This is a genomic window from Pseudodesulfovibrio pelocollis (assembly GCF_030282845.1).
Taxonomy (GTDB): Bacteria; Desulfobacterota; Desulfovibrionia; order Desulfovibrionales; family Desulfovibrionaceae; genus Pseudodesulfovibrio; species Pseudodesulfovibrio pelocollis.
This window is the reverse complement of the sequence record NZ_JASTWE010000009.1, coordinates 21,660-46,483: the sequence shown is the minus strand read 5'-3', so window position 1 is coordinate 46,483 and position 24,824 is coordinate 21,660. Positions and strand designations below refer to the sequence as shown.

Here is a 24,824-nt window from a genome sequence, read left to right as displayed (position 1 = left end):
GCAGTGGGGCGTGGTCGTCAGAACAGGGTGGTCAGCACCTCGACCTCGTCGCCCGCGAGCATGGCCTCGCCGCCGGGCATGACGGCCACGCCGTTGGCCAGCCCCGTGGCGAGCATGGGGGGGGTGGTCTTGCCTGCCAGCACCGAGGCGCGCAGGTGCGCGCCGTCGCGCCCAAGGATGCAGGGGGCCAGCCACTCGCCGCCCGGCCGGGTGGACAGGGGGGCGTCGAGGCGGGCAGTGACGGCTGCGGGGTCGGTCAGGCCGCGCAAACGGCGTACCAGGGGCAGGACAACGGCGTGGAAGCAGGCAAAGACCGCAGTGGGCGGGCCGGGCAGCCCGATGAGCAGGGTGGCCTCGCGGCGGGCGGCAAACATGTTGCGCCCGGGCCGGATGTCCAGGGAGTTGAAGAGGGTCTCGAACCCGGTCCGGCGCGCCCCGGCGCGGGCGAAATCGCGCTCGCTGCGGCCCGTGCCGCCGGTGGTGAGCACGAGTTCCGGCAGGTCCTCGGCCGCGAGCAGGGCCGTCAGCCGCTCCTCGTCGTCGGGCAGCACCCCGGTCTCAATGGCACCAAGGCCGCACCGGGCCAGCAGGCCCGAGGTCAGGACCAGATTGTCGGCCGGGAAGCGGGCCAGTGGGTGCGTCGGATCGCCATGCTTGGCATGGGTCGGGTCGGACAGTTCGCTGCCCAGAGCCACGACCCTGGCGCGCGGCGCGGGGTGGACCCATGCGCTGGCAACCTGGGTGCGCAGCATCACGGCCACGGCCTGGGGCGTGATCTCCCGGCCTTGGGAGACAAAGACATCGCCGCGTGCGATCTCGCCGCCAGCGGCGCGCACGAACCAGCCGGGCCGCACCGGGGCGCGTACCTCGATGCATTCCGCATCGCCATGGGTCGGGCGGGGGGCGTGCCCGCCGCCGTGGGCGACGTCCTCCTCGGCCACGACCGCGTCCGCGCCGGGCGGGAGCATGCCGCCGGTCAGTACCCGGGCGGCCGTGCCCGGCTCCACGGGGCGCAGGGCGTCGGACTCGGCGCGCACGGTGTGGGTGACACGCAGAACCACCGGCCTGCCTGTGGTCGCGGCCGCGATGTCGGCCGCGCGCAGGGCGTACCCGTCGCGCACCGAGCTGGCCCGCTCGGGCACGTCGCATGCGGCGGCCACGTCGGCGGCGGCCACGAGGCCCGCGCACTCCATGGGAGCCATGGCCGTGGGCGTGGTCGGCCGGGCCGCGTCGATCAGCCGCCCGATGGCCCGGGCGCGGGAGATGGGGCCGTCCTTGGTGCTTAGAATCCCACTATCCGTCCGTTGTCGTTGTAGACCCAGAAGCTGTCGTCCTTGGCGTTGCCCACCAGGGTGATGCCGGTCTTGCGCGCCAGCTCCACCGAAAAATTGGTGGCCACGGCCGTGGAGACCAGGATGGGCACGCCGATGCGCACCACCTTGAGCAGAATCTCCGAGGCCACGCGCCCGGTGGACACGATCATCTTGTCGGCCACGGCCACGTTGTCCAGGAAGCACTGGCCGCAGAGCATGTCAATGGCATTGTGCCGCCCGATGTCCTCGCGGAAGAGGAGCATCTCATCCGGTGTGCACAGGGATGAATTGTGGCATCCGCGCGTGTGGTTGTAAAGGGTGGAGCGTTCGTGCAGCTCGCGGACCAGGGCCAGGATCTGCTCGGGCGTGACCCGGATGTCGCCCCCGAGGCGCCGCTTGGACACGGTCTGCACGTTGCGGCCGAAGTTGGTGCCCTTGCCGCAGCCCGAGGTGATGGAGCGCTCCATGATCCGGTTCTCCCAGGGATCGTGGCAGGTCTCCACCTCGGCCACAAGGCGCTGGTCGTCCCGGCGCACGGTCAGGTCCGTGATCTGGTCCGGGTTGGTGATGAAGGCGTCGGACTTGAGAAAGCCCACGGCGAGATATTCCGGGTGCTTGGCGGTGCACAGCAGGGTGACCACCTCGCGGCCGTTGAGCATGATGGTCAGGGGCACCTCGCGGATGGAGGCGATGGGCCTGCGCGTGAACCCCTGGCGGTATTCGTGGATGTCGAAGTTTTGTGAGTCCATGGTCCGCTCCCTGCCGGTTCGCGGGCGGCCCGTCCGGCGTGGCATTTTTGGTCAGTCTCCTGTATACTGCCCATTGGCGCGGCGGCGCAAAGAAGCGTCTTTTCCCCCTGCTCTCACACTACGAGGTGGTTCCCATGTCCGTTCCCGTATTGTGCATCGTCGGCAAGAAGAAATCAGGCAAGACGACCCTCATCGAGGGGCTGCTGCCAGAGCTGGCCGCCCTGGGCCTGAGCGTGGGCACGGTCAAGCACGATGCCCACAGCTTCGAGATGGACCGCGAGGGCAAGGATTCCTGGCGGCATCGGCAGGCCGGGGCGGCCACGGTTGCCGTGTCCTCGCCGACCCGGGTGGCGGTGATCAAATCCGTGGACCGGGAGATGTCGCTGGCCGAACTGGCCGAGACCTTTTTCGCCGACCGGCAGCTAGTGCTGGCCGAAGGCTTTTTCCGCTCGGACATGCCCAAGATCGAGGTGTTCCGCGCCGAGGCCCACGCCGAGCCCCTGTGCGATAAGGACAACGCCGACGAGAAGCGCTTGATGGCCATGGTCACGGATGATCCGGCCGACGCGGGCGTGCCGGTCTTTGCCCTGAACGACGCGGCCGGGCTGGCAGAGTGGATCGCTCGGCGTTTCCACGGCTGGGTGCGCAGCGGCCTGTGGAGCGCGGACAGGCTGGGAGAAAGAGTGTGCAAGGCGGCTGGCCGGAGAACCTCGCGGCGCTAAAACGCCCCTTCTTCGGCCATCTGCCGGGCCAGGGCCAGGTCCTCGGGGCGGTTGACGTTGAGAAACGAGATCAGGTCAGGGTCGCCGGGAACCAATGCAGCCACCGGCACCTCTCGGACCTTCACCCGGTGGAAGAAATCGATGATCTTGAAATTCCCGTTTTCCAGCTGGCGGGCGATGTGGGGCAGACAGCGGCGGGAGTAGACCGCGGTCAGCGGCTCGCGGTAGCCGTCCTCCTTGAGGGGCAGGACCACGTCATCGTCCGGCTCCACATGGGCCAGCAGGCGGCGCACCAGCCCGGCCCGCAGAAAGGGTGCGTCGCAGGCCGCGAAAAAACCGTGGTCAGTGGTCATGGCCGCGAGTCCGGCGTGGATGCCGGTCAGGGAGCTGCGCGCTTCGAAGCGGTCCAGGGCCACGGGCAGCCCCAGCCGGGCAAAGGGTTCTGCCTCGCGGGCCGCGATGAGCACCTGCGCGAAGATGGGCCGGTACACGGCCAAGAGCCGCTCGATGATGGGCCTGCCGCCGATGTCGAGAAACGCCTTGGCCACAGAGCCCATGCGCGTGCCCAGCCCGCCCGCCAGGATCACGCCCGTGATCGCGGCGCAGGGGATGTCCGCGACGCGGGCAGTCGTGTCGGCCCCGATGTCGTCGGGAGTTTCGGTCTTATGCATGTCCCCACGGTACGCCAGGCCCGGGCCGATGAAAAGGGGAACCGCCGATTTTGTCCGGCCCGCCAAGGGTAGGCAACGGGAGCGCGGGCGTGTATGGTCCGGCCATGACCTCGTTTCTGAAGATCGCGTCAATTCTGGCCGTGATGTATCTTTGTCTGGCCGCCTGGGTCTATCTTACCCAGCGCAGGCTGCTCTATTTCCCCACCCGCAGCGTGGTCGCCACCCCGGCCGACGCCGGGCTGGCCTTTGAGGACGTGCTGCTGGTCAACGGGCTGGGCACCGAGCTGCACGGCTGGTGGCTGCCCCATCCCAAGGCCCGGTTCACCCTGCTTTTCTGCCACGGCAACGGCGGCAACATCTCGCACCGGCTTGAGTCGCTGCGCATCTTCCACGACCTTGGCCTCTCGGTGCTCATCTTCGACTACTCGGGCTATGGCCGCAGCCAGGGCGAGCCGTCCGAGACCGCCACCCGGGCCGATGCCCGCGCCGCCTGGGACTGGCTCTTCGAGCGGGGTGTCGAGCCCGGCTCTGTGATTGTTTTTGGCCGCTCCCTTGGCGGGGCCGTGGCCGCGGGGCTGGCCGCGCAGGTGGTCGCGCAGGGCGCGGCTCCGGCCGGGCTGATTGTCGAATCCACCTTCACCTCGGTGCCGGACATGGGCGCGCGCCTCTACCCCTGGCTGCCCGTGCGCCTCCTCGCCCGCGACCGATACGACGCGGCCGAGGCCCTGACCGGACTGCGGATTCCGGCCCTCTTCGTCCATTCGCCGGCCGACGAGATCGTGCCCCACGCCCTGGGCCGCGCCCTGTTCGAGGGCTACCAGGGGCCCAAATCCTTCCTCGCCCTGCGTGGCGGGCACAACGACGGCTTCCTGCTCTCCGGCCGCGACTATACCGACGGACTGGCCCGGTTCCTGGACAGCCTTTCCGGTCCTGGAGCTCCCTTGTCCGCCCCGGACCCGGCCAGGGCGGAAAATCCTGCCTGATTTTTGGGACCGTGTTTCGGCAACATCAAGAAATGAAAAGAAAAATGCGATTGTGCATGCCTCTTGCTGTGGTCGAACCACGCTGCAAGGAGGGACACGCATGCATCGAATAGACCTGTCGCCGGGGTTTGAGCCCCGCATAGACCAACTCTCCAAGAAGATACGGGACCTGCGCGATTCGCGTCAGTCGAGCGAGGGGCTTGACGCCGCCCTGAACGTGGTGGAGCGTAACGGCGGGCGGCGCGAGGCCATGGAGGCCGCAGCGAGCCTGAACGGCTTGAGCGATGCGTTGTCCGCGCAAGGCGCGCATCTGCACGGCCTGGACCCCAGCCGGGTGGCCGACCTCATCAGCGACCCCTTTGCCGACGAGTAGGCCCGGCTCACTGGCTGCCCGCATCGCCTGGAGCGGAGATTTACGAACAGCCTGGTCAGCTTGGCCGGGTCTTTGTTCTTGCCTTTGCGTAGCAATTGCAATATGCTGTTTTAATTGCCTCTTGTTTCGTCCGCCTGTCTTCGGGCGGTGACATGCTCCTCCGTATTCCCCTGACGCGTTTTTATCTCCTGCACTGCCCGGCGGTTGCGCTTTGCGAGCCGTTTTTTCGGCCAGACCCCCTTGCCATGATTTTTGGACAGGCGTATATTGCAGTCAAAGGCAGAGGCCCCTTCGAGAGCGAAGGCATCACAGCAACGGCAACGGAGGGTGGAGGGAAATAGACACCGATTTCTTCCAGAACACATGTGGCGAATCGAGTCGCCCTGTCTCTAGAAAGAGCACCGTGCGCCAGACCCAACGTATCAGGTCGTCATACAGACACAATTTGAAATGACGGTCCAGATACACCCGGATAACCCGGAATGGCGCACTTTGCTTGGGCCATTCGCCCCTTCCTGTCCCGTCATTTTCCCTTTTCCCGACCACCAATGCAACGCGCCGAAATCGTCTCGTTCCCTCTTTACATCCGCCGCCGGATGCTTATCTATTGATTGCAAGGGAGGCCCACTGGCAGCCCATGAGATAGACGGAAGAACCCAAGCGGAGGATAAAGGCGATATCACCCTCAAAAGCCATAAATCAGCGAAACGAGTCGCAACACATCACCAAACAGTGACGTGCGCATGAACCCCCCGGACCGAGAGCAAATCGGTCGGAGGCCAGCCGGGCAAACCGGCCAGCGCACTTCTTTTTTGCCTTTTTCCCGCCCCGGGCGCGGCAGTCCGCCGTGTCACCACTCCCCATCATTTCCTCTTTCGACCCTCTCCCCCTGCCTCTCACGGCCCGGCCCGCGTTCACGGGTCACAGCCGCCGCGACGATTCCGGCCGCAGGGGGCGGCAGCCCGCCAGGGCCGTGTCCAGCTCGGCCAGGGCCGCGTCCCGGCCCGAGGGCAGCCGGACTTTGAGGGGCAGGTAGTTGGAGGCGTGGTTGGCCAGGAACAGGCCGCGCGTGAGGGTCAGGTGGGCGAGCATCTCGCGGATTTCGGCCAGCATGCCGGTGGCGTCGGGCAGGACGAACTCGCCCCGGGCGTGCCTGTCGTAAAGCGGCGTTCCCGGCACGAGCATTAGGCTCAGGGCGCCGATCTGGTCCGGGTCCATGGCGCTCAGCGCCAGCCCGGTGGCCCGGGCGTGCTCCATGGAGCGCTCGACCCCGCCCAGGCCGTTGATGACCGTGACGTTGAGCTTGAACCCCGCCTGCCGGGCGCGGATGCCCTGCTCCACGATGGCCGCGCTGTCGCCGTTCTTGTCCATGGCGGCCAGGATGGTGTCGTCGCCCGATTCAAGCCCCATGTAGACCATGGCGATGCCTGCCTCGCGCAGCTCTGCCAGCTGGGCGTCGCTCTTCAGGCGCAGGCTCTTGGAGCTGGCATAGGTGGAGACCCGCGTGACCCAGGGCAGCTCGCGACGGATGGCGTCCAGGATGTCCAGCAGCCGGGCCTGGGGCATGACCAGGGCGTCGCCGTCGCACAGGAACACGCGGCGCTGGCGGCGGCAGTGGCGAGCGGCAAAGGTGATGTCCCGGGCCACTGTCTCGCGGTCCTTGATGCCGAACCGTTTGCCCTGGTATGCGCCGCAGAAGGCGCATTTGCCGTGGGAGCAGCCCAGCGTCACCTGGAGCAGGATGCTGTCCGCCTCGCTGGGCGGGCGAATGATGGTTCCCTGATAGTCCATGCCGCTTTCTACCATCCCCGCGCCGGATTGAAAACAGCCTCGAATCGGGCAAAGGCATCGGGTGAATGGGAAAATACCATTGACCTGTCCCGTGGGGTTCTCTACGGTTGCAGAGTGGACCATCTGTGCGCGGCGGTCCCCGGCATGCCTCGTCGAAACCGGAAATGTGAACGGGATAAGGATCATGGCGCTTCCCCCGAGGCCGGCAAGGCCCACCTCATATGTCTCCATGGACGAGACCTCCAGGGCGCTGCTCGAGTCGTCCATGGAGTCGTCGCTGGTCATCGACGTGAGCGGCTATGTGCTGGCCGCCAACCTCATGGCCGCCAAGCTTTTTGGCATGGAAACGCCCGGGGAGCTTGAGCAGGCCAATATCTACGACCTGCTCCCGCGCGATTCGGCGGACTCGCGCCGGGCGCGCATCAGCGAGGCCATCGAGGCCGTGCGCTCCCTGCGCTTCGAGGAGGAGGTCAGCGGCCGCTCGCTGGTCCATTCCATCGTGCCGGTGACCAACCCCTGGGGCGAGGTGACGCGGCTGGCCATCAACACCCTGGACCTGACCGAGCTGCACCGCACCGACGAGGACCTGCGCCGCGAGCAGCAGCGTCAGATATTCTTCATGGAGTCCCTGCCCGGCATCGTCTACCACCTGTATCCGGACCAGTCCATCCGCTACGCCAACCGCTATTTCCGCAAGTATTTCGGCAGCCCCAAGGGCAAGAAATGCGCCGAAGCCCTCAACTGCGCCAACAGCTCCTGCGAAGGGTGTCCGCCCATGGAGTCCATGGAATCGGACCGCACCCAGGAATGGGACTGGACCGACGCCCGGGGGCGCACCTTCCACCTCCAGTGCAGCCCCATGACCGATTCGGCCGGGGAGCGCATGATCATGGTCCTTGGCATCGACATCACGGACCGCAAGCGGGCCGAGGACGCCCTCAAGATCGCCCACGACAAGTCCGAGGACAAGGTCCGCCGCCGCACCCGCGAACTGGAGCGGGCCAACGCGGAGCTGACCAGCAAGTCCACCCGGCTGGTGGCCGCCATGAAGAAAGCCGATGCCGCCACCCGGGCCAAGTCCGCCTTCCTGGCCAACATGAGCCACGAGATCCGCACCCCGCTCAACGCGGTGCTGGGCATGGCCGAGCTGGCCCTGCGCGTGGAGGACCCGTCCCGCAAAAACGAGTGCCTGGGGCGCGTGCTCGAAGCGGGCACCTCGCTGCTCACGGTCATCAACGACATCCTCGACTTCTCCAAGATCGAGGCGCGCAAGCTGCCCCTGGAGCGCATCGACTTCGACATCCGCGAGGTGCTGCGCACGGCGCTGGACATGCACCGTCTGCACGCCGCGGACAAGGGGCTGACCCTGGTGGCCGAGGTGGGCGACGACGTGCCCCTGGCCATTGTCGGCGATCCCGGCAGGCTGCGGCAGGTGCTGGTCAACCTGGTGGCCAACGCGGTCAAGTTCACCGAGGCTGGCGGCGTCACGGTGCGCATCGGCGTGGCTCCGGGCGGGGTGGATACCGCCCCGGGCAGCCCGCTGACCCTCGAATTCGCCGTGGCGGACACGGGTATCGGCATTCCGAAGAAAAAGCGGCGTGCCATCTTCAAATCGTTTCTCCAGGCCGACGACTCCATCACCCGCAAGCACGGCGGCACCGGCCTGGGGCTGGCCATCTGCAAGCTGCTGGTCGAGCTGATGGGCGGCACGCTGGAGGTGGAGAGCGAGGAGGGCCGGGGCAGCACCTTTTTCTTTGCCATAGATTTTTCCGTGGGCGATCCCGAGGCCCTGGAGCAGGACCGCGCCGAGGCCGCCACAGCTGCCCCGAGGCCGGGCCTGCGCGTGCTCCTGGCCGACGACAACGCCCTCAACCGCAGCCTGGCCATGGACCTGCTGGCCGAAAAGGGCTACGAGGCCGTGGCCGTGGAGAACGGAGTCCAGGCCCTGGAGGCGGTCAGGCGCGAGCGGTTCGATCTGGTGCTCATGGACGTGCAGATGCCCGTTATGGACGGCATCACCGCCACCCGGGCCATCCGCGATCCCGGCTCGGGCGCCCTGGACTCGGAGGTGCCCATCGTGGCCCTCACCGCCCACGCCCTCAAGGGCGACCGCGAGCGGTTCCTGGCTGCGGGCATGAACGATTACATCGCCAAGCCCATCCGTATCGACGCCTTTTACGCCACCGTGGCCGGGGCCGTGAACGGCGCTCAGGCCCCCGGGGCTGATTCTGTGGCCGGGGCGGGCGTCGCGGCGGGCGTCGCGGCGGGAGGAAATGACTGTGCCGAGGACCGGCAGGAGGGCAACGGCTGCCCCGCCTTTGACCGGGGAACAGCCCTGGAGATGCTCGGCGGCAACCGCGCCCTGCTCGGGCGCATGGACGCCATCTTCCTGCGCGACACGCCGGGCGAGATGGAGGAACTGGCCGTGGCCCTGGCCGACCAGCGCTGGGACGAGGCGTTGCGGCTGGCCCATTCCATCAAGAGCAGCGCGCGGACCGTGGGCGCGCGCCGGGCCGGGGCCCAGGCCGAGCAGGTGGAGTTCTTCTGTCGCCAGCAGGATCACACCTCCGCGACCAGGGAGTACAAGGCGCTTGAATCCGAGATCCGATCCGCGCTAGAGTTCCTGGCGCGGGAGGCGGCCCCGAAGTGAGAAACGACCATCAACGCAAGGAGCGTGAGGATGAAGACTATACTGGTTGTTGACGACGCCCCCATGATCCGGGAGCTGCTCAGGAGCGTGCTTGAGGCCGAGGGATACGCCGTGGTCGAGGCGGCCGACGGCGAGGAGGCCCTGCGCGTGTACAAGGACAATGCCATCGACCTGAGCATCATTGACATTTTCCTGCCCAAGAAGGGCGGGCTTCAGGTCATGGGCGAGCTGATCAAGTCCGACCGCTCCCGCAAGTTCATCGCCATCTCGGGCGGCGAGGCCTTCAACCCCGAGGCCATCGTCGAGCTGGCCAAGGTCTTTGACGTGGTGGACACCTTCACCAAGCCCATCGACACCCGCAAGCTGCTGGAGGCCGTCAAGAAGGCCCTGGCAGACTAGCCGACACGGCAAAGGGCCGCGCTTCCCCGGAAGCGCGGCCCTTTGACTGCGGGGGTGCGGCCGGTCAGGCCACGTCCACGGTGACGCCCTCGTTGACGTAGAAGAGGACCATGTATTTCTTTTGCAGGGTTTCCACCAGTTGCTCCACGGCGCGGCCGCCCGGGCCTTCCAGGCGGATGTAGGCGTTTCGGGTGCCGGGGTTGCGGATGTCGTAGGCCGTGAACACGCTCGTGAAGTTCAGTCCCATCTCGCGGATGTCGGTGAGCAGTTCGGCCAGGGGGCCGGGCCGGGCTTCGAGCCGGAAGGCGAGTTGGACGCCCGAGCGCAGCGACCCCGCCGCAGCGCACAGGAAGCGCATAACGTCCGCCTGGGTGATGATGCCCACCAGTTGTCCCCCCTCCACCACGGGCAGGCCGCCCACCTTGTGCCTGACCAGGATCTCGGCCACGGCGTTGATGGATGTGTCCGGGGCCACGGTCAGGGGGCCGGGAGTCATGATGTCGCCTGCGGTCAGGGTGTTCAGGCCGCCCTCGCGGCCGTCGGTACAGTCGCCGGGAATGAACTTCGACGGCATGGCGTCGCGGATGTCCCGGTCGGACACGATGCCCACCAGCCGCCCCTCGGCGTCCATCACCGGAAATTGCCGGATATCCTTGCGGCGCAGGATGTCGGCCGCGTCCATGACCGACGAGTTGACACCCAGGGTGACGACGTTTTCCGTCATCCAGTCTCTGACAAGCATTGCAGCCTCCTTTGTTCCCGGCTCCGCGCCCCGGAGGGCACATCATCGCCCAACACTAGTCGGTCATTGGCAAAAATGCAACGGCCAGCCGGGCGGTGTGGCGTGGGCGGCAGGGGCGGCCCCTGGCCCTGGCCGCGATCAGGGACGAAATTCCGACCCCAAGCGTCTGAAAAGCCATTGTTTCCGAGCCCTTTGCTTGCCATGGGCCGCGCAGGGGCGTACACCGGAGAAAAGGGCCGGATTCTCCCTGGCCGGCCCCAGTGGTGCCAGAGCTGGCAAGGACGATGGAAAGGCCCGGACATGCGCGCGCTCAGCCTGATTCTCTCCCTTCTCCTGCACGCGGCCTTCGCGGCGGTGCTGATCCAGACCCTGCACCTGGGTCGTTCGCTGCCGCCCAAGCTCATGGAGCTGGATCTGACCACCATGGCCGAATCCGTGGTCATGCCGATTCCCGCACCAATCCCTGCACCAATTCCCGCGCCACCTCCGGCAGAACCGGAAAGGCAGGAGCCCCAGCCGCAGGTCCTGCCCATGGACAAGACCATCCTCCTGGACGACGCGGCCGCTGCGCCGCCCGCACCTGTTGAATCCGTTGCCCCTGAATCTGCCGTCCCGGCCGAGTCCGAAGCGCCGGAACCGCCCGCGCCCGACGCCATCGACATCAGCCCGGTCAAGACCGCGCCGCCGCCCGAGACGCCGCCCGCGCCCGATGTCCCTCTCGCGCCGCCCTCGTCCGGCACGGAAGGGGAGCGCGACGGCCCGCCCATCCATGTCAGCCGCCACGACGTCCTCGCCCACCGGGGGCACGAGGCGCGCTTCGGCCGGTCCATGATGGCCGAATACTACACCTACGAATCCACGGAATTTTCCGGCCAATTCCGGGCACGCGACGACCGGATCATCTCCATCATCGACGCCCGCGACACCGAGTACGGCCGCTTTCTGATCTATGACTCAAAAAACAAGACTCTGCGCCGTCTCAAGGAGTTCGCCAAATACATCTACACCATCGGCCCCTCGGTCCACGCGGATGAGCCGATCACCGGCACCGTCACCTTCCTGGCCAAGGACGACCGCATCGAGCGTTTCATCCTGATGACCGACGACGACCGCATCGCCCAGTTCCCGGTCAAGGTCCATGTGCGCGAGAGCGATGTGCGCTTCGCGGTGTCCGATGCCGAGCCGGACCCCGGGGCAAGGGCGGGCAGGAAGTCCCAGAAGGAGCCGAAGCCGGAAACACTGGCCGGGCGGACCACCCTGCCGCCCGCCGGCCAGGGGCATCCCGGCGTGGTCCTGACCTATGGCGAGCGCTGCGTGGACAATGGGCTGGTCCAGGGGTTCACCCGTGCCCTGTCCGCCTCGGGGCTGGCCGTGTTCTCCTTCCGTCCGCGCGGCTGCGACGAATCCGGCGGGGCCGCCGCCCACGCCCTGCCCGAGGGGTTGAGCGTGGCCGAGGCTGCGGCCCTGGCCCGGCAGCGGCAGGCGGCGGACACGGCCTCGGCCCTGGCCTACTTTGCCGGGCTTGAGCCGATGGACGCGGCGCGGGTGGGCGTGTGGGGCAACGGCACGGGCGTGGTCCCGACCCTGGCCCTGGCCCTGGGGCAGAGCGCTGTGCGGCCCGCTTTCCTGGTCTGCCTGCTGGACGACAGCGTGGGGCCGGACGGGCTGCCCGGCCGCGACCAGCTGGCCCGGCTGGACATGCCCGTGCTCTGGCTGGTCACCGGGCGCAGTCTGGGCCGCTGGCAATCCTTTGTCTCCACCCTCGAATCCCTGCGCGACGGGCAAGGCCGCGCCTTCACCATTGTCATGGCCCCGCTTCGGGCGAGCCGCGAGGTGCTCGACGCCCGGAGCGATTCCTCGGGCTGGGTCGAGCAGGTGGCCGAGGAGCACGCCCGGCTCGGCGCGTCGTGGATCGCGGGGCTGAATCAGTGACAGCCGAGGGTTGTCGCTCCGGGCCATCTTGCGCGAGTCCGCTTCAACGGCCGATCCGTCTTCCCATCCCCGTGTGAATGGGTTAAGAAAACCTAAAGAAACAAGACCCGATCCGGCCACCCTTGACCCCGAGTGCGCGTGAAGAAACCATCGCAGACCAACCCCCAGGCGGGGCGGGAGATCAATCCCCACCTCTTCGAGCAGGTGCTCAGCACCTCGGGCGTGGCCATGACCATTCGCGACGCGGATCTGCGGCCCATCTTCGCCAACCAGGCGTTCACGGATTTTTACGGCTATTCGCTGGAAGATATCCTGGACGGACGGGCCGAGGACGTCCTGCCCGGAACCGCGCAGGCCCCGCTTGGGGAGACCGTGGCCCCGGTCATGCGCCTTGGCCAAAGCTGGGAAGGGGAATACGTGATCCGCACCGCCGGGGGCAGGCTCTGTCCGGTCTGGGGCCGGTTCGACCCGGTGCTGGACGACTCCGGCCGCCTGACCCACATCATTTCCATCATGCGCGACGCCTCGGTCCGGCTGCGGCTGCGCAACGCCCTGACCCAGAGCGAGCGCCATCTGCGCTTTCTGACCGAGAACACCCGCGACTGCCTCTTCCGCCTGCGTCTGGCCGACAGGCGGTTCGACTATATCAGCCCGGCCGTGGAAAGCATCACCGGCCACCCGCCCCAGGATTTCTACGAGGTGCCCGGCCTCTTCGAGGGGCTCGTGCCGGACGGCTGGGCCGAAGTGCATGCGCTGTGGTGGAACGAGCTGCTTGGCGGAACCTGCCGCCACGAGTACGAATTCCCCATCGTTCACAGGAACGGCTCGGTCCGCTGGATCAACCAGCGCATCACCCTGCACGCCGAACCGGACGGCTCGGCCCCGGCCATCGAGGGTATCCTCTCGGACATAACTGTCCGGCACGAGGCCCAGGAAAAGCTGGCCGTGGCCCAGCACAGCCTCAACTTCATCGCCACCTCCACCAGCGACATCTTCTTCCGCATGGCCATCCCCGACGGAACCTACGACTACCTCAGCCCCTCGGTGGAGCGGTTCTCGGGCTACAGTCTGCGCGAATACGAGTCGCGTCCCCTGTTCGTCCGGGGGGTAATCCACCCGGACTGGCAGGACTATTTCCGCGAGGCGTGGGACGAGATGTGCCGGGGCGTGGTCAGGCCCGAGTATCTGTTCCAGTTCGTCCACAAATCGGGCGAGGTGCGCTGGGCGCGCCAGCGCGTGGTCATGCACCGCGACATTCACGGCAGGCCCATCGCCATTGAAGGCATGGCCAGCGATGCCACCGACTACATGAACACCGTGGAGGCGCTCAAGAAGAGCGAGGCCCGGTTCCGCGCCCTGTTCGAGGACTCGCCCATCTCCCTGTGGGAGGAGGACCTGACGCGGCTCAAGGCCCATTTCGACACCCTGCGGGCGCAGGGCGTGACAGATTTCCGCCGCCACTTCGCAGACCATCCCGAAGACCTGGCCTGCTGCGCCTCCCTGGTGGAGGTGGTGGCCGTGAACAAGGCCACCCTGAACCTGCTCCGGGCCGGGAGCAAGGAGGACCTGCTCGGGCGGCTCGACACGGTCCTGACCGAAAGCTCCATGCGGGCCTTCACCGAGGAGATGATCATCCTTGCCTCGGGCGGATTCGAGTACTGCGGCGAGATCACCCACCGCACCCTGGACGGGGAGATTATCTGGGTCATGGTCCATTTCTCGGTGCCGCCAGAGTACCGGCAGACCCTCGCGCGGGTCATCGTCTCGCTCCAGGACGTCACCCCCAGGAAACGGGCAGAGCAGGCCCTGGCCGAGTCAGAAGAGCGCTACCGCGCCCTGGTGGAGAACGCCCAGGAGGGCGTGGCCGTGATCCGCGACAAGGCCGTTGTCTTCGTCAACCACGCCATGGTCCGCATGCTGGACACCCCGTGCGTCGAATTGAAGAATCGCGACCCCATGGATCTGGTCCATCCCGACGATCAGGTCTGGATGCGTGGCCGGGTGGCCGTCTATCTGGCCGGACGGGGCGATGGGCCCGGCGCGCCCTTTCGCGTGGTGCGGCCCGACGGCACGGCCGTCTGGGTCACCTTGAGCCTCAAGCCCATCCGCTGGAACGGGGCGCGGGCGCGCCTGATCATCCTCACCGACGTCACCGGCCACAAGCTCCTTGAGGCGGAGCTGCGCGCCGCCCACGCCGGAATGGAGAGCCGCGTCAGGCGGCGCACGGCCGAGCTTTCCGAGGCCAACGCCCGGCTGACGGCCGAGGCCGAGGAGCGCAGGCAGGCCCGCGAGCGCATCCTTTCCCTCACCCAGCAGCTCATCCATGCCCAGGAGAACGAGCGCCAGCGCATCGCCCGCGATCTGCACGACAACGTGGCCCAGGATCTCTCCTCCATTGTCCTGAACATGGAGACCCTGTTCGACGGCCTGCCCGAGGTGGACGAGGCGCTTCGGCGGCGCGCCGAACCCGTGGCCGAGGTGGTGCGCGGGGCCATCGCCGCGGTGCGCGAGATCGCCTATGGCCTGCGTCCCCCCGCTCTGGATCAGCTCGGCCTCATCCGCGCCCTCGAGAACCACTGCGCCGAAACCGCCGGACGCACCGGCCTTGAGGTCGGCTTCCAGGCTGCGGGCACCGAGGGCATGGCCCTCGACTTCGACGCCGAGATCAACGTCTACCGCATGGTCCAGGAGGCGCTGAACAACACGGCCCGCCACGCCCGGGCGGACCGCGTCTCGGTGCGTCTGGTGCGCAGCCATCCCGAGCTGCTCATCCGCGTGGAGGACAACGGCCAGGGCTTTGACGTGACCTCGCGCATGGCCGAGGCCGTGGCCGAAAACCGCATGGGATTGCGCAGCATGGAAGAGCGGGCCAGGCTCATCGGCGGCACAGTGGAGATTCAGTCCCTGATCGGGACAGGCACGCGCATCGTCTTTCGCATTCCCCTCGACACCATCAAAAGGAGCGCCCAGGCATGGAACTCATGATCGTGGACGACCATCCCCTGTTCCGGGAAGGACTGAAGACCATCGTCAACCGCGACGACAAGTACACCGTGGTCTGCGAGGCAGGCAACGGCACGGACGGCATCCGGCTGGGCAAGCGGCACCAGCCCGACATCATGTTGGTGGACATCTCCATGCCGGGCAAGAACGGCATCCAGATGATCCGCGAACTGAAGCGGTCGCTGCCCCAGACCCGGTTCATCATCATCTCCATGCACTCGGAGGCGGACTACATTGTCGAGGCCTTCCGGGCGGGTGCGTCCGGCTACCTGATCAAGGAGTCCGCCGCGGGCAGCCTGATGCGGGGGCTCGACACCGTGGCCCGGGGCGAGCTGTTCCTTGACGACGCCCTGTCCCAGGAAGTGGTCTTCCGGCTGATGCAGGCCAAGGACGAGCAGAGCGCCGGGCGCGACCCCTACACCACCCTCACCGCCCGCGAGCAGGAGGTGCTGCGCCTGCTGGCCGAGGGCCTCTCGGCCAAGGAGGTGGCGGCCCAGCTCTTCGTCAGCCCCAAGACCGTGGAGAACCACCGCACCAACCTGATGAAAAAGCTCGGCCTGCACAGCACCGTGGAACTCATCCGCTACGCCGCCCGTCTCGGCCTCATCGACCTCGACACCTGGGCCATCTGATCGGGGGGCTGGGGAGGAAAAAGGGAGGAGTTTTCCCTGTCAGGAAAGAGCGGATTGGCGGGCAGGGCATTCCTCTAGCCAGCCTTGCTCCTGGAGGCGCTCAACAGCCAAGTCAATGTGGTGCTGCTTGAACATCCGGCTCTTTCTCTGGGTCCACTGGCTGATGGCCGTGTGCACTTCAGCGGGATCGACTCTGCAATCCAACTCTTTTGTGATTACCCAGTGAACCGAGGCCAACAACTCCAGGCCGTAGGGGGAATCAAAGCCTTCAATGAGATCAAGGACTCGTTCAATTCGATTTTCAAGACAATTGTCTTTCTTTAGCGTGGAATTGATCGCGGGGAGAGCCGGGTCCGTGAGTCTGAGTTTCACCATGGGGCGATTCTCACCGGCACCCCAGCCGCAGAGGTAGTGCCCGTCCAGTTCACTGATGACATGCCGAAGATTGTCGGCGTAGGGCCCGTAGCACCATTTGACAAAGTTGAGTCGCAAGGGCTCGCCGACAAGTTGAAGGAAATAACTGAGCTTCTGCGTTTCGATAAGGGTAAAGTCCGGGTCGAAGCGCATGGCGGAGTAGCGGGCAAGCACGGCCAGCAGAGCGGCCCGCCCTGGCGTCATGCGTGGCTTCTTGGTCCTGTTGGGCATTGATCGCACGTCGGGCGTGCCTTTTGGGGGGTACAGCCTGACGTCCACTTCGGGAAGCTCGGCAAAGGCTTTTTCGATCAACGCGAGGACATCGGTCCAAGGGAGGCCGCCAAGGCCGCATCCGAGCGGGGGAATGGCTATGGAGCGGATGCCAAGGTGCCGCACCGTATCCACGAGGTCGGCGAGGCCGAGCCTGATGTCCTCGATGGTGCTTTTGGCCTTCCAGTGCCGTTTGGTCGGGAAATTGATGATGTATTTCGTGGTGCCAAGACTGCGGACCTTGGTGACGAACATCGAGCCGGGCCGCACCTGTCCAGCCTCGCAGGCCTTGGCGTACTCCTCGAAATTCTCCGGGAAGGCCTTCTTGAACTGCAGGGCTATGCCCTTGCCCATCACACCAGCGGTATTGACGGTGTTGACCAGCGCTTCGGCGTCTGATTTGAGCAGGTTGCCCTCAGCCAAGAAGATCATCATCCTCCCCTAGAAGTACCAGTGTCGTAATTTTTTGGTAGGCACTGCCTGCCCGTGCTTGGCCAGCACCCCCTGAACATACTCCAGATTGTCATCGCCGTACACCCCAATTCCCTTCACGAGGTTCCACGGGAAAAAGCGATGGACCAGGAATTCAGCCATCCGTCTTTCCATTCTGTCAAGATCCTCGGGTGTGTTGTTCCAATATTCCTCGGACATCAACGGCATGTCAACATTGACATGGATGTGACTTATGTCTTTGTAAAATTCTGCCAAATACAATGCTGCGTTGCGATCCGTGTAGCAATAGTCGCAAACGGCCACCACGTCTTCCACTGTGGTACAGAGATAGATAACCTCGTTTTGAGGATACTCGCATGCAGGGACGGTGCCTTTGTGTATAACATAAAGCATGGGCGATCTGGGGGCGAAATAAAACGGGACATAGTCCGCGACGACACCGTGAGGAGCAACCGTGACATCAAGGTGAGCACGCCTCCCCTTGATGTCACGGTTGCCGACAACGGCATGGCGCTGGGCTGCCATCGCCGAGTCGCACAGCAACCCGCCGCTGGCGAGAATTGATTCCAAATTGCTTTGGTGAGTAAAGTGGTATAGATTAGTCATGGCAACCTCCGATAGTGTAGTTGTCACGATATAAAGCAGCGCCTTTTATTTGTAAAGCTCTATTTCATGATTTGATATTTGATGCAGCGCGGTCTCTCCCGCCATACAGGGCGTAGTAGCCGCTGGGCACCACCACCAGGGTGAAGAGGGTTGAGGCGGCCAGGCCGAAGATGAGAGCCCAGGCCAGGCCGGAAAAGATGGGATCAAGGGTGATGGGCCATGCGCCCAGCGCCGTGGTCAGGGCGGTCAGCAGGATGGGGCGCATGCGCACCGCGCCGGACTGGATGATGGCCTCGCGAAGCGGCTTGCCCGCCGCCAGCTCGGACTGGATGAACTCGATGAGCACCAGCGAGTTGCGGATGACGATGCCACCCAGCGCGATCATCCCGATCATGGAGGTGGCCGTGAAGAAGACCGGGTCCGCGTATCCGCCCACAGTCCCGCCCGCCACCACGTTGAGCAGCCAGAAGCCCGGCAGGATGCCGAGCAGGGTCAGCGGAATGGCCGACATGATCAACAGCGGCATGACAAAGGTGCCCGTCTGGATCACCAGCAGGATGTATATGGCGGCCAGGGCCGCCACGTTGGCCAGCCCCAGGTCGCGGAACACGTCCAGCGTGATCTTCCATTCGCCCTCGCCCGCCCAGTCCACGGTGGTGCCCGGCGGCATGGGGTCGTGGCGCAGCCTGCCCTTGAGGTCGAGGACGGCCTCGCCCGGCGGCACGCCTGCGGTCTCGCCGTAGACGTAGGCCACGCGGCGCAGGTTCTTGTGCAGGATGGGCTGGTCCGCCGCGACCTCGCGGAACGTGCCCAGCTCGGCCAGGGGGACCATGGCCCCGGTGGCGCTCTTCATGGTCAGGTGGTCCAGGGTCTGCGGCCCCACGCGCAGGGACGCGGGCAGGATGACGCGCACGGGCAGGGGCTGGCGCTCGCCCGGGGCGTGGACAAAGGCGGGCTCCTCGCCGCTTAAGGCCAGACGCAGGGTCTGGACCACGTCCGAGGCGGTGATGCCATGCAGGGCCGCCTTCTCTTTGTCGAGAACGAAATCGAGCATGGGCCGGTCCGCTTCGGACGAGTCGTCCACATCCACCACGCCCGGCTCGGTGCGCATCATCTCGCGCAGGTGGGCCGCGCCGTCGAGCAGGGCGGAGTAGGGCAGGTCGGGCCTGCCGTACACCTCGGCGGTCAGGGTGGCCATGACCGGCGGGCCGGGCGGGGTCTCCACCAGCTTGATGAGCGCCCCGTGGCGCGCGGCCACCTCGTCCAGCTGATCGCGCAGGCGCAGGGCGATGGCGTGGCTCTGCTGGTCGCGCTCGGACTTGTCGGTCAGATTGATGCGGATTTCGCCCAGGTGGGGCTCGTCGCGCCAGTAGTAGTGGCGGACCATGCCGTTGAAGTCCATGGGCGAGGGTGAGCCCGCGTAAGTGACCAGGGTGGTGACCTCGGGCACGGTGCGCAGCAGGGCCTCGAAGTCGCGCATCACCCGGTCCGTGCGCTCCAGGGTGGTGCCCTCGGGCATGTCCACCAGCAGTTGCAGCTCATTCTTGTTGTCAAAGGGCAGCATCTTCAGCGGCACCAGCCGCAGGACCACCAGCCCGAGGCACAGCCCCAGCCCGGCCACGATGCCCGCCAGCAGCAGCCGTCGGTTGCGGGGTGCGCCCAGGAAGGGGGTGATGGCCCGGGTGTAGACCGCCAGGAGCCGGGCATTGGGCGCGGGGCCGGAAGCGTCCTTTCCCGGTTCCCCGGCGTTCTGCCCATGGCGGCCGCGCAGGAGCAGCCAGGCCATCCAGGGGACCACGGTCAGGGCGGCCAGGGTTGAGAAGGTCACGGTCAGGGGCACGTTGGCGGCCATGGGGGCCATGTACGGCCCCATCATGCCGGTGATGAAGAAGAGCGGCGTGAAGGAGACGATGATGGCCAGGGTGGACATGATCACCGGGGGCAGCACCTCGCGCACCGCGTCCAGGGTGGCCTGAAGCGAGTTCTTGAGGCCCGCGCGGATGTGGCGCTGGATGTTGTCCACATTGGTGATGGGGTCGTCCACCACCAGACCGAGTGAGAGGATGAGGGCAAAGAGGGTGACGCGGTTGATGGTGTAGCCGAAGAGGTGGTTGACGAACAGGGCCAGGGAAAAGCTCATGGGCACGGCCAGGGCCACCACCAGGGCCTCGCGCCAGCCCAGGGCAAAGGCGAGCAGGGCCACCACCGTGACGATGGCGAAGCCCAGCGACGAGAGCAGTTCGTTGACCTTGGCCTGGGCGGTTTCGCCCTGGTTGCGGGTGACGGTGACGGCCACGCCCCGGGGCAGCACCTCGCGCCGCAGCTCCTCGGCCCGGGCCACCACGGTGTCGGCCACGGTCACGGCGTTGACGCCTTTCTTCTTGCCCACGGCCAGGGTTACAGCCGGGCGCGATGGCTGGGCCGCGTCGAGCCCCAGCCGGGCCAGATAGGCGTCGGAAAAACCGATGCGCGAGTAGTCGGCGGGTTCGCCCGGGCCGTCGCTGATCTCGGCCACGTCGCGCAGGTACACGGGTCTGCCGTCGAACACGCCCACCACCAGCGAGGCCGCGTCGTCGGCCGAGAGCAGGAAGGACTGGCTGACCACCCTGGTGCGCCGGTCGGCGGCCACCACGTCGCCCGCGGTCAGGGCTCGGTCTGCCCCGGCCAGGGCGCGGCGCACCTCAAGGGGCGAGATGTTGAACCCGGTCAGCCGCTCGGGCCGGATCTCCACCCGCACCTCGCGGCTGCGGCCCGAGTGCAGGGTGATGCGCGAGACATCCTCCACCTCGGCCAGCCTGTGGAACATCTCCTCGGCCATGCGCCGCAGGTCGTGGTCCGAATAGAGGGCCTCGTAGCCGTGGTCCGCGTGCAGGGTCAGGGCCACGATGGGTACGTCGTCGATCTCCACGGGCTTGACCACCCAGCCCTCGACGATGGCCGGGGCCAGGTCCACGTTCTTGGCGATCATGGAGTGCAGCTTGATCAGCGAGTCCTCGCGGTCCTCGCCCACGAAAAAGCGCACGGTCACGGCGGCCATGTCCTTGCGCGAGATGGAGTAGACGTACTCCACGCCGTCGATCTGCCACAGCAGTCGCTCCAGCGGCGTGGTGACGAGCTTTTCCACCTCCTCGGCCGATGCGCCGGGCACGCGCACCACCACATCGGCCATGGGCACCACGATCTGCGGCTCCTCCTCGCGCGGGGTGACGACGATGGCCGCCGCGCCCAGGGCCAGGGAGGCCAGGGCCAGGATCACGGCCATGCGCGAGGTCAGGAAATAGCCGACGATGCTTCCTATGAGGCCGGGGCGGACCGGTTCGGGCTCCGACATCCTAGTCGTCCCCTCCGGCCTTTCCGCCAGCTTCTCCGGCGGCCTCGCCAGCCGGATCGGCCGCGCCGATGCCCAGGGTCTCGCCGCCGGACAGGCCCGAGAGCACCTCCACGAGACCTCCCGGCCGGTCGCCCCCCTGGTCGCCCACTCGGTCGCCGGTCCGCACATGCACCGGCTGCCACGTCTCGCCCTCGCGGACCATGACCGTCTCCAGCTGGCCCACGCGGGTCACGGCCGCCTCGGGCACCAGCACGGCCTCGCGCTGGCCAAGGGGCACGAAGAGGCGGCCGAACATGCCGGGGTAGAGGCCCGGGGCCTCGGGCAGCCGCGCCTTGACCAGGAAGGAGCGCGTCACCGGATCGGCCAGGGGCTCCATCTCGTCCACCACGGCTTCGAGCATTTCGTCTTCGCCCAAGGCCGAGACGGCCACGCGCACGGTGTCGCCCACGCGCACCCGGCCGATGAGTCCTTCGCGGACCATGGCCTCCAGGCGCAGGCTCTCGCCGGTCTGGAGCACCAGCAGCCCCTTGCCAGGGAAGGCGAGGTCGCCCGGCTCGACCAGTCGTCTGGCCACCTCCCCGTCCTCGCTGGCCACGATGGTGGTGTGATCAAGGCCGATCTCGGCCTCCTGCACCACCTCGTCCGCCTCGCGGCTGCGGGCCAGGGCGGTGGCCACGCCCTCCTCGGCCTGCCCCAGGGCGGCCCGGGCCTGAAGGTAGGCGGACTCGGCCTGCTCCACCTCCTCGACCGTGACCACGCGCTGCTCGCCCAGCTGCTTCATGCGTCGGTAGGTGGCCTCTGCCTTGGCAAAGGACGCCTTGGCCGAGGCCAGTCCGTCGCGGGCGTGGGCGATCATGCTCCCGGCGCTTTGGCGGGCCTGGCGGGCCTGATCGAGCCGGGCCTGGGAGGCGCGACCGTCGAGGACCACCAGCGTGTCGCCCGGGGCCACCCTGTCGCCGGGCCGCACCAGCACTTCGAGTACCCGGCCCGTGATCTGGGCCTCGACATTGACGTCGGTCCTGGCCCTGACCGTGCCCACGGCCTCGTGCAGCCGGGGCAGGGTGGTCCGCTCGGCCACGGAGGTTGTCCGGGGAGCATACGCGGCCCGCGTCCCGCCCGAAGGCGCGCGGTCTGAGCCACAGGCCGTCAGCAGGAGCGCGGCCAGCACAATGGAAAGGGTGGCAAGGAGTTGTCTGGGCATGGCCCTGCCATAGCACGGAACCCCGCCCCTTCGCCAGCGCGGAGTGACTCCGTGGCGAAGAAGCGGGGTTCCGCCGTGGGCCATAAGGCCTCAAGTTGCTGGACTGTAGGCTAGAGGAAAAGCGTGCCGATGCGCTCGAAGCGGACGTCGGTGATGGAGCCCCAGGACCAGTAGATGACCAGGGCCTTGCCCACGATCTTCTCGCGCTTGACCGGACCCCACCAGCGGGAGTCGTGGGACGCCTCGCGGTTGTCGCCGAGCATGAAGTACTGCCCCTCGGGCACGGTATAGGGGCCGAAGTTGTCGCGCACCGGCTCCATGGTGTGCTTGGTGTGCCGCACATAGGGCTCGTCCAGGGGCTTGCCGTCGATGAAGACCACCTTGTCGTGGATCTCGATGGTCTCGCCGGGCAGGGCTACCACCCGCTTTATGAAGTCCTTGGTCTCGTCCTCGGGATACTTGAAGACGATGATGTCGCCGCGCTCAGGCTCGCTCACGGCGTAGAGCACCTTGCCGTCGGTGGTGTCCAGAAACACCGTGGAGGGCAGGCGCAGGTCGTAGGCGAACTTGGTGACCAGCAGATGGTCGCCGATCTGGAGGGTTTCGAGCATGGAGCCCGAGGGAATCTTGAACGCCTGGACCACGAAGGCGCGGATGACAAAGGCGAGGAGCAGGGCCACCACGATGGCCTCCACCGTGTCGCGCAACGATTTCAGGGAGCTTTGGGTCATGAATGGATGCCTTGTCGGTGAGTGATGGTTAATCTTCGTCCGCCTTCAGGACGGAGAGGAAGGCCTCCTGGGGAATCTCCACATTGCCCATGCGGCGCATTCGTTTCTTGCCTTCCTTCTGCTTTTCCAGGAGTTTGCGCTTGCGGGATATGTCGCCGCCATAGCACTTGGCCGTGACGTCCTTGCGGAAGGGCGCGTTGCGCTCCCGGGCGATGATCTTGTTGCCGATGGCGGCTTGGATGACCACCTCGAACATCTGGCGCGGGATGGAGCGCTTGAGCTTGAGGGCCAGCGAGCGGCCCGTGCGCGCCGAGTTCTCGCGGTGGACAATGCAGGAGAAGGCGTCCACCGGGTCGCCGTTGATCAGGATGTCGAGCCGCACCAGATCGGCCTGGCGGTAGTCGATGAGTTCGTAATCCAGGCTGGCGTAGCCCCGGGTGGAGGATTTGAGCTTGTCGAAGAAGTCGTACATGACCTCGGCAAAGGGCATCTCATAGGTGATGACCACGCGGGTGGGCGTGATGTAGGCCATGTTCTTCTGGAGGCCGCGCTTTTCCTCGCACAGGGCCAGCACCGAGCCCACGAATTCGTTGGGCACGTGGATTTCCAGGCGCACGAAAGGCTCGCGGATGGCCGCGATCTTGGTGGGATCGGGCAGCTTGCTCGGGTTGTCGATGGTCATGGTCTCGCCGCCCACGGTATCCACCTGGTAGATGACCGAGGGCGCGGTGGTGATCAGCTTGGCCTCGAACTCGCGCTCAAGGCGCTCCTGGATGATCTCGATGTGCAGCAGGCCGAGGAAGCCGCAGCGGAAGCCGAAGCCCAGGGCCTGGGAGGTCTCGGGCTCGAAGCTGAAGGCCGCGTCGTTGAGCTGGAGCTTTTCCAGCGCGTTCTTCAGGGTCTCGTACTCGGACGGCTCGATGGGGTAGAGGCCGGAGAAGACCATGGCCTTGACCGGCTTGAAGCCGGGATAGGGCGCGTCCACCGGGTTGTCGGCCAGGGTGATGGTATCGCCCACCGGGGCGTCGCCCAGCTCCTTCATGGAGGCGCACAGGAAGCCCACCTCGCCCGCGCCCATGGTCTTGATGTCCATGGCCTCGGGCATGAAGGCGCCGAGCCGCGTGACCTCGAAGCGCTTGCCGGTGGAGAAAATCTTGATTGTGTCGCCCTTCTTGATGGTCCCGTCGATGATGCGGAACAGGACCACCACGCCCTGGTAGGAGTCGTACCAGGAGTCGAAGATCAGGGCCTTGAGCGGCGCGTCCGGGTCGCCCTTGGGCGGGGGCAGCAGCTCGACCACGGCGTCGATGACGCGCTGCACGTTGAGCCCGCTCTTGGCCGAGACCATGAGCGGGTTGGAGCAGTCAAGCCCGATGATGTCCTCGATCTCGCGGGCGATGCGCTCCGGTTCGGCGCTGGGCAGGTCGATCTTGTTGAGGACCGGGACGACCTCGAGGTCGTTGTCCAGCGCCAGATAGACGTTGGCCAGGGTCTGGGCCTCCACGCCCTGGGTGGCGTCCACCACCAGCAGCGCGCCCTCGCAGGCGGCCAGGGAGCGGGAGACTTCGTAGGTGAAGTCCACATGGCCGGGCGTGTCGATGAGGTTGAGGATGTATTTCTGCCCGTCGGGCGCGGTGTAGGGAATGCGCACGGTCTGCGCCTTGATGGTGATGCCGCGCTCGCGTTCCAGGTCCATCTTGTCGAGGTACTGGTCCTTTTTGGCGCGGTCGGTGATCATGCCCGTCATCTCGAGGATGCGGTCGGCCAGGGTCGATTTGCCGTGGTCGATGTGCGCAATGATGCTGAAATTGCGGATATTGGCTATCTTGCTCATGTTTTCCGTATCTGTGGTGACGTG

General features: G+C 66.5%; 19 protein-coding genes. 8 read left to right on the top strand and 11 right to left on the bottom strand.

Annotated elements, in window-relative coordinates; translation table 11 throughout:
- Positions 1-17: 17 nt before the first annotated feature.
- Both QQS14_RS05135 and fdhD read right to left on the bottom strand, forming a co-directional pair.
- Entirely contained in the window at positions 18-1,247 is a 1,230-nt protein-coding gene (locus tag QQS14_RS05135) for a molybdopterin molybdotransferase MoeA (RefSeq protein WP_345782786.1), read from the bottom strand.
- 35 nt (positions 1,248-1,282) lie between these two features.
- Entirely contained in the window at positions 1,283-2,062 is a 780-nt protein-coding gene (gene fdhD, locus QQS14_RS05130) for a formate dehydrogenase accessory sulfurtransferase FdhD (protein WP_285905841.1), read from the bottom strand.
- Between the two features lie 134 nt (positions 2,063-2,196).
- On the opposite strand from fdhD, the gene mobB reads away from it, so the two are divergent.
- A complete protein-coding gene (gene mobB / locus QQS14_RS05125) occupies positions 2,197-2,784 on the top strand; it encodes a molybdopterin-guanine dinucleotide biosynthesis protein B (protein WP_285905840.1) in 588 nt (195 codons plus the stop codon).
- On the opposite strand, the gene mobA is transcribed toward mobB, so the two are convergent.
- Entirely contained in the window at positions 2,781-3,455 is a 675-nt protein-coding gene (mobA, locus tag QQS14_RS05120; protein WP_285905839.1) for a molybdenum cofactor guanylyltransferase, read from the bottom strand. The genes mobB and mobA overlap by 4 nt on opposite strands.
- A gap of 104 nt (positions 3,456-3,559) precedes the next feature.
- Between mobA and QQS14_RS05115 the strand changes: the two genes are divergently transcribed.
- Positions 3,560-4,438 (top strand): alpha/beta hydrolase, encoded by an 879-nt coding sequence (locus QQS14_RS05115; protein WP_285905838.1) that lies wholly within the window; start codon positions 3,560-3,562, stop codon positions 4,436-4,438.
- Positions 4,439-4,538: 100 nt separating this feature from the next.
- Entirely contained in the window at positions 4,539-4,811 is a 273-nt protein-coding gene (locus QQS14_RS05110) for a hypothetical protein (protein WP_285905837.1), read from the top strand.
- Between the two features lie 921 nt (positions 4,812-5,732).
- On the opposite strand, the gene QQS14_RS05105 is transcribed toward QQS14_RS05110, so the two are convergent.
- Complete coding sequence (locus tag QQS14_RS05105; protein ID WP_285905836.1) at positions 5,733-6,602, bottom strand: radical SAM protein; 870 nt, start codon at positions 6,600-6,602, stop codon at positions 5,733-5,735.
- A 184-nt stretch (positions 6,603-6,786) separates the two neighbouring features.
- On the opposite strand from QQS14_RS05105, the gene QQS14_RS05100 reads away from it, so the two are divergent.
- Positions 6,787-9,252 carry a PAS domain-containing hybrid sensor histidine kinase/response regulator gene (locus QQS14_RS05100; protein WP_285905835.1) on the top strand — a complete coding sequence of 822 codons (2,466 nt, stop codon included), beginning with the start codon at positions 6,787-6,789 and terminating at the stop codon, positions 9,250-9,252.
- A 30-nt stretch (positions 9,253-9,282) separates the two neighbouring features.
- Positions 9,283-9,651 carry a response regulator gene (locus QQS14_RS05095; protein WP_285905834.1) on the top strand — a complete coding sequence of 123 codons (369 nt, stop codon included), beginning with the start codon at positions 9,283-9,285 and terminating at the stop codon, positions 9,649-9,651.
- Positions 9,652-9,715: 64 nt separating this feature from the next.
- Here the strand turns inward: QQS14_RS05095 and QQS14_RS05090 are convergent, their stop codons facing one another.
- On the bottom strand, positions 9,716-10,393 hold the full coding sequence (locus QQS14_RS05090; RefSeq protein ID WP_285905833.1) for a CBS and ACT domain-containing protein: 678 nt from the start codon (positions 10,391-10,393) through the stop codon (positions 9,716-9,718).
- A 300-nt stretch (positions 10,394-10,693) separates the two neighbouring features.
- Here QQS14_RS05090 and QQS14_RS05085 point away from each other — a divergent pair, with 300 nt between their 5' ends.
- The 3 genes from QQS14_RS05085 (at position 10,694) to QQS14_RS05075 (ending at position 15,960) form a co-directional block, all read left to right on the top strand.
- Positions 10,694-12,325 carry an alpha/beta hydrolase family protein gene (locus tag QQS14_RS05085; protein WP_285905832.1) on the top strand — a complete coding sequence of 544 codons (1,632 nt, stop codon included), beginning with the start codon at positions 10,694-10,696 and terminating at the stop codon, positions 12,323-12,325.
- Between the two features lie 138 nt (positions 12,326-12,463).
- Complete coding sequence (locus QQS14_RS05080; protein ID WP_285905831.1) at positions 12,464-15,310, top strand: PAS domain S-box protein; 2,847 nt, start codon at positions 12,464-12,466, stop codon at positions 15,308-15,310.
- A complete protein-coding gene (locus QQS14_RS05075) occupies positions 15,298-15,960 on the top strand; it encodes a response regulator (RefSeq protein WP_285905830.1) in 663 nt (220 codons plus the stop codon). Before QQS14_RS05080 ends, QQS14_RS05075 begins: the two co-directional genes overlap by 13 nt.
- A gap of 39 nt (positions 15,961-15,999) precedes the next feature.
- Here the strand turns inward: QQS14_RS05075 and darG are convergent, their stop codons facing one another.
- From darG to lepA, 6 genes are all read right to left on the bottom strand, one after another.
- Complete coding sequence (gene darG / locus QQS14_RS05070) at positions 16,000-17,079, bottom strand: type II toxin-antitoxin system antitoxin DNA ADP-ribosyl glycohydrolase DarG (protein ID WP_285905829.1); 1,080 nt, start codon at positions 17,077-17,079, stop codon at positions 16,000-16,002.
- Between the two features lie 6 nt (positions 17,080-17,085).
- Complete coding sequence (gene darT / locus QQS14_RS05065; RefSeq protein ID WP_285905828.1) at positions 17,086-17,703, bottom strand: type II toxin-antitoxin system toxin DNA ADP-ribosyl transferase DarT; 618 nt, start codon at positions 17,701-17,703, stop codon at positions 17,086-17,088.
- A 64-nt stretch (positions 17,704-17,767) separates the two neighbouring features.
- Positions 17,768-21,034, bottom strand: coding sequence for an efflux RND transporter permease subunit (locus tag QQS14_RS05060; RefSeq protein ID WP_285905827.1), 3,267 nt, complete (start codon positions 21,032-21,034; stop codon positions 17,768-17,770).
- Position 21,035: 1 nt separating this feature from the next.
- Positions 21,036-22,235 carry an efflux RND transporter periplasmic adaptor subunit gene (locus tag QQS14_RS05055; RefSeq protein ID WP_285905825.1) on the bottom strand — a complete coding sequence of 400 codons (1,200 nt, stop codon included), beginning with the start codon at positions 22,233-22,235 and terminating at the stop codon, positions 21,036-21,038.
- A 110-nt stretch (positions 22,236-22,345) separates the two neighbouring features.
- Positions 22,346-22,966 (bottom strand): signal peptidase I, encoded by a 621-nt coding sequence (gene lepB, locus QQS14_RS05050; RefSeq protein WP_285905824.1) that lies wholly within the window; start codon positions 22,964-22,966, stop codon positions 22,346-22,348.
- A gap of 28 nt (positions 22,967-22,994) precedes the next feature.
- The gene (gene lepA / locus QQS14_RS05045; protein WP_285905823.1) at positions 22,995-24,800 is read right to left on the bottom strand and encodes a translation elongation factor 4; all 1,806 of its coding nucleotides are present in this window, start codon (positions 24,798-24,800) and stop codon (positions 22,995-22,997) included.
- Positions 24,801-24,824: the final 24 nt, after the last annotated feature.

Coding starts and splice junctions, on each gene's coding strand:
- fdhD (WP_285905841.1), bottom strand. CDS start 2,062: ATGGACTCACAAAACTTCGACATCCACGAATACCGCCAGGGGTTCACG.
- mobB (WP_285905840.1), top strand. CDS start 2,197: ATGTCCGTTCCCGTATTGTGCATCGTCGGCAAGAAGAAATCAGGCAAG.
- mobA (WP_285905839.1), bottom strand. CDS start 3,455: ATGCATAAGACCGAAACTCCCGACGACATCGGGGCCGACACGACTGCC.
- QQS14_RS05115 (WP_285905838.1), top strand. CDS start 3,560: ATGACCTCGTTTCTGAAGATCGCGTCAATTCTGGCCGTGATGTATCTT.
- QQS14_RS05110 (WP_285905837.1), top strand. CDS start 4,539: ATGCATCGAATAGACCTGTCGCCGGGGTTTGAGCCCCGCATAGACCAA.
- QQS14_RS05105 (WP_285905836.1), bottom strand. CDS start 6,602: ATGGACTATCAGGGAACCATCATTCGCCCGCCCAGCGAGGCGGACAGC.
- QQS14_RS05100 (WP_285905835.1), top strand. CDS start 6,787: ATGGCGCTTCCCCCGAGGCCGGCAAGGCCCACCTCATATGTCTCCATG.
- QQS14_RS05095 (WP_285905834.1), top strand. CDS start 9,283: ATGAAGACTATACTGGTTGTTGACGACGCCCCCATGATCCGGGAGCTG.
- QQS14_RS05090 (WP_285905833.1), bottom strand. CDS start 10,393: ATGCTTGTCAGAGACTGGATGACGGAAAACGTCGTCACCCTGGGTGTC.
- QQS14_RS05085 (WP_285905832.1), top strand. CDS start 10,694: ATGCGCGCGCTCAGCCTGATTCTCTCCCTTCTCCTGCACGCGGCCTTC.
- QQS14_RS05075 (WP_285905830.1), top strand. CDS start 15,298: ATGGAACTCATGATCGTGGACGACCATCCCCTGTTCCGGGAAGGACTG.
- darG (WP_285905829.1), bottom strand. CDS start 17,079: ATGATGATCTTCTTGGCTGAGGGCAACCTGCTCAAATCAGACGCCGAA.
- darT (WP_285905828.1), bottom strand. CDS start 17,703: ATGACTAATCTATACCACTTTACTCACCAAAGCAATTTGGAATCAATT.
- QQS14_RS05060 (WP_285905827.1), bottom strand. CDS start 21,034: ATGTCGGAGCCCGAACCGGTCCGCCCCGGCCTCATAGGAAGCATCGTC.
- QQS14_RS05055 (WP_285905825.1), bottom strand. CDS start 22,235: ATGCCCAGACAACTCCTTGCCACCCTTTCCATTGTGCTGGCCGCGCTC.
- lepB (WP_285905824.1), bottom strand. CDS start 22,966: ATGACCCAAAGCTCCCTGAAATCGTTGCGCGACACGGTGGAGGCCATC.
- lepA (WP_285905823.1), bottom strand. CDS start 24,800: ATGAGCAAGATAGCCAATATCCGCAATTTCAGCATCATTGCGCACATC.